This window comes from Gemmobacter sp., assembly GCF_016792925.1.
Taxonomy (GTDB): Bacteria; Pseudomonadota; Alphaproteobacteria; order Rhodobacterales; family Rhodobacteraceae; genus Gemmobacter.
In genome coordinates, this window is sequence record NZ_JAEULU010000087.1 from 1 (window position 1) to 3,134 (window position 3,134).

Sequence of the window (3,134 nt, forward strand, 5' to 3'; positions counted from 1 at the left end):
ACGGTGGCGGGTTCCGGCTCCCAGACGCGGGCGCTTTCGATGCCCGGCAGGTTCACCAAGGCGCGGTATTCGCTGCCAAAGGCCACATATTGATCGGTTTCCGCCATGACGGCGGGTTTGCAGGCGATGGGGTCGCGCACCACGCCAAAGCCGTTCCTGGTGCCGACAACAAAGGTGAAAAACCCGTCAAGATCGCTCAGCGTGGCTTCCATCGCCTCGCCCAGCTTGGCGCCTTGTTTCAGCTTGTGGCTGATGAAGGCGGCGGCGACCTCAGTGTCGTTTTCGGTCTCGAACGTCATGCCCGCCTGTTTCAGCCTGCGGCGCACGCCGTTGTGGTTCGAGAGCGAGCCATTATGCACAAGGCACTGGTCCGGCCCGGTGGAGAACGGGTGCGCGCCCATGGTGGTGACGGCGGATTCGGTCGCCATGCGGGTATGGCCGATACCGTGGCTGCCGCTCATCGCGGCCACGTCAAAGCGGGCGGCCACGTCCTTGGGCAGGCCCACTTCCTTGAAGATCTGGATGCTTTCGCCCGCGCTCATCACCTTCACGCCGGGGCGCAGGGTGGCGAGGGCGGCGCGGGCGGGCTCCAGCGCCTCCGCAGGCAGGGTGACAACGGCATGGGTGGAGGTCACGGCCACGGTGACCGCCGCGCCGGTGGCGGCTGTCAGGGCGGCCTCCAGCCCGGCGAAATCGGGCTCGGGGGCGGGGGATTGCAGGGTCAGCTTGGCCTGCCCCTCGCCCGCGCCGGAATAGATGGCGATGCCCGCCGAATCCGGCCCGCGATCGGTCATGGTGATCAGCATATCGGTCAGAAGCTGGCCGAGCTGGGGCTCAAGGCTGCTGTCCTTGAGAAACAATCCAACGATTCCGCACATGGATTCGCCTTTCTGGTTACGGTTTTCACACCGCTAGCACCGGAAATCTGGAATCATCAACTGATGGGAAAGAAAGTTGTCTGAAAGGAAAGTGAGTTTGGTGCAAATTTAAGCAATAGTGTGCGGCCTCCGACAAGACTGCCGGGTTTTTCATCACAGGAAATATAGTTTCTTGATTGTGCGGACTAGCCGAGATCGCCCTGCCGCTGCCCCTGCGCGTCGATCCACCAGCAGATCACCTGCGGCTCGCTGCGCAGGCGGTCGGCCTCGCTGCGATCGGAAGCGGGCAAGGCGAGGCCCTTGTGGCAGGCCAGCCCCGCAATGGGCAGCGTGCCAAGGGCGCCATGGCCCAGCCGGGCGGTGATCACCTTGTCGATCAGGCGCGGCGACAGCTCCTCGGGGGTGGCGCAATCGGGGTCTGCGATAATGGCGGCCAGCCGATCTTGGCGCGCGGCATCTTCGGCCAGCACCGCCGCCACCTTCGCCCGAAAGGCGGGTTCGGTGGCGATATAGGCCTCCAGCGCGGGCAAGGATTTCACGGGGGGCTTTTTCAGCTTCAGATGCCCGCCACGATACAGCGCAAGCAAGACCCGCGCCCCGATGGGCGAGGTGAGCGGCACCTGCGCCTCGTGAAAGGCCAGCTCGCGGTCTTCGGGCGACAGGCGCTGCGGCAAGGGGCGGCCATCCACCACCGCCCGGCGCAGCAGGGTGAGGGCCGGGGTCCGATGCACGTTCGGGATCAGATCAATGATCGAAAGCGCGGGCTTCATCGCGGCGCGAATGTCCCAAAGCATGCGGCGGCCTCTCTGACACGGGGAATGGTGCTGTTTAGCGGCAGGGGGCCGCGCGCGCTATCGAAAAAGCCCCGCTACTTCGCCCCGTTTCGGCGCAAGGTGAATGACATCTACGCAAACATGTAGGACAACTATTGACATTTGGGCTGATAGATCATTTGAATGGGCAGATAGAATTGACCGGCAGACAAAGGGGAGTGGCATGATCATCACGGATGTGGAGGCGCGGGTTTTTCTGACCACGACCCGTCGGCACGCTGACAGCGCTGGCCATGCCCATCCCGGCCCCGCCCATCAGGTTCAGCAAGCCCTTCTGACCATCCGCACCGAAGACGGGCATGAGGGCCATTCCTTCACGGTGCCCGAAATCGTGCGCCCGCACCTGCTGGACAAGTTCGTGCGCAAGGTGCTGATCGGGCAGGATCACCGCGACCGCGAGCGGCTGTGGCAGGATCTGGCGCATTGGCAGCGCGGCTCGGCGGCGCAGCTGACCGACCGCACGCTGGCGGTGGTGGATTGCGCCTTGTGGGATCTGGCCGGGCGCAGCCTCAACCAGCCGGTCCACAAGCTGATCGGGGCCTATCGCGACAAGGTGCTGGCCTATGGCAGCATCATGTGCGGCGACGAGCTGGAGGGCGGGCTGGCCACGCCCGAAGATTACGGCCGCTTTGCCGAAACGCTGGTGAAGCGGGGCTACAAGGGCATCAAATTGCATACATGGATGCCCCCGGTCAGCTGGGCGCCGGATGTGAAGATGGACCTGAAAGCCTGCGCCGCCGTACGTGAGGCGGTGGGGCCGAACATCCGCCTGATGATCGACGCCTTCCACTGGTATAGCCGCAGCGACGCGCTGGAGCTGGGGCGCGGGCTGGAAAAGCTCGGGTTTGACTGGATCGAAGAGCCGATGGATGAGCAATCCATGACCTCTTACAAATGGCTGGCCGACAATCTGGATATTCCGGTGATCGGGCCGGAAAGCGCGGGCGGCAAGCATTGGCACCGGGCGGAATGGGTCAAGCACGGGGCCTGTGACATCCTGCGCACCGGGGTGAATGATGTGGGCGGCATCACGCCTGCGCTGAAAACCATGCGGATGGCCGAGGCCTTTGGCATGGATTGCGAGGTGCATGGCAATACGGCGATGAACCTGCATGTGGTGGCGGCGGCCAAGAACTGCCGCTGGTATGAACGCGGCCTGCTGCATCCGTTCCTCGAATATGATGACGGGCATGACTATTTGAAATCTCTGTCCGATCCGATGGATAGCGACGGTTTCGTGCATGTGCCCAACCGCCCGGGCCTCGGCGAGGAGATTGATTTCGACTTTATCGAAAACCATCGGATCGCCTGAGATGCGGCAGATCCTGGCCTTTGGCGACAGTCTGACATGGGGGGCCGATCCGCGCAGCGGGTTGCGCCACCCGGCTGCGGCGCAATGGCCGCTGGTGCTGGAGGCGGGGCT

General features: G+C 63.9%; 3 protein-coding genes. 1 reads left to right on the top strand and 2 read right to left on the bottom strand.

The annotated features are described in order from the left end of the window. The coding region (locus JNN06_RS04490; protein WP_291238393.1) for a glutamine amidotransferase family protein at nucleotides 1-878 on the bottom strand (878 nt) is incomplete at its 3' end. A gap of 185 nt (nucleotides 879-1,063) precedes the next feature. Then, nucleotides 1,064-1,672, bottom strand: a complete 609-nt coding sequence (locus JNN06_RS04495; RefSeq protein WP_291238394.1) for a hypothetical protein — start codon at nucleotides 1,670-1,672, stop codon at nucleotides 1,064-1,066. 202 nt (nucleotides 1,673-1,874) lie between these two features. Between JNN06_RS04495 and JNN06_RS04500 the strand changes: the two genes are divergently transcribed. After that, a complete protein-coding gene (locus JNN06_RS04500) occupies nucleotides 1,875-3,023 on the top strand; it encodes a mandelate racemase family protein (RefSeq protein WP_291238395.1) in 1,149 nt (382 codons plus the stop codon). Nucleotides 3,024-3,134 lie beyond the last annotated feature (111 nt).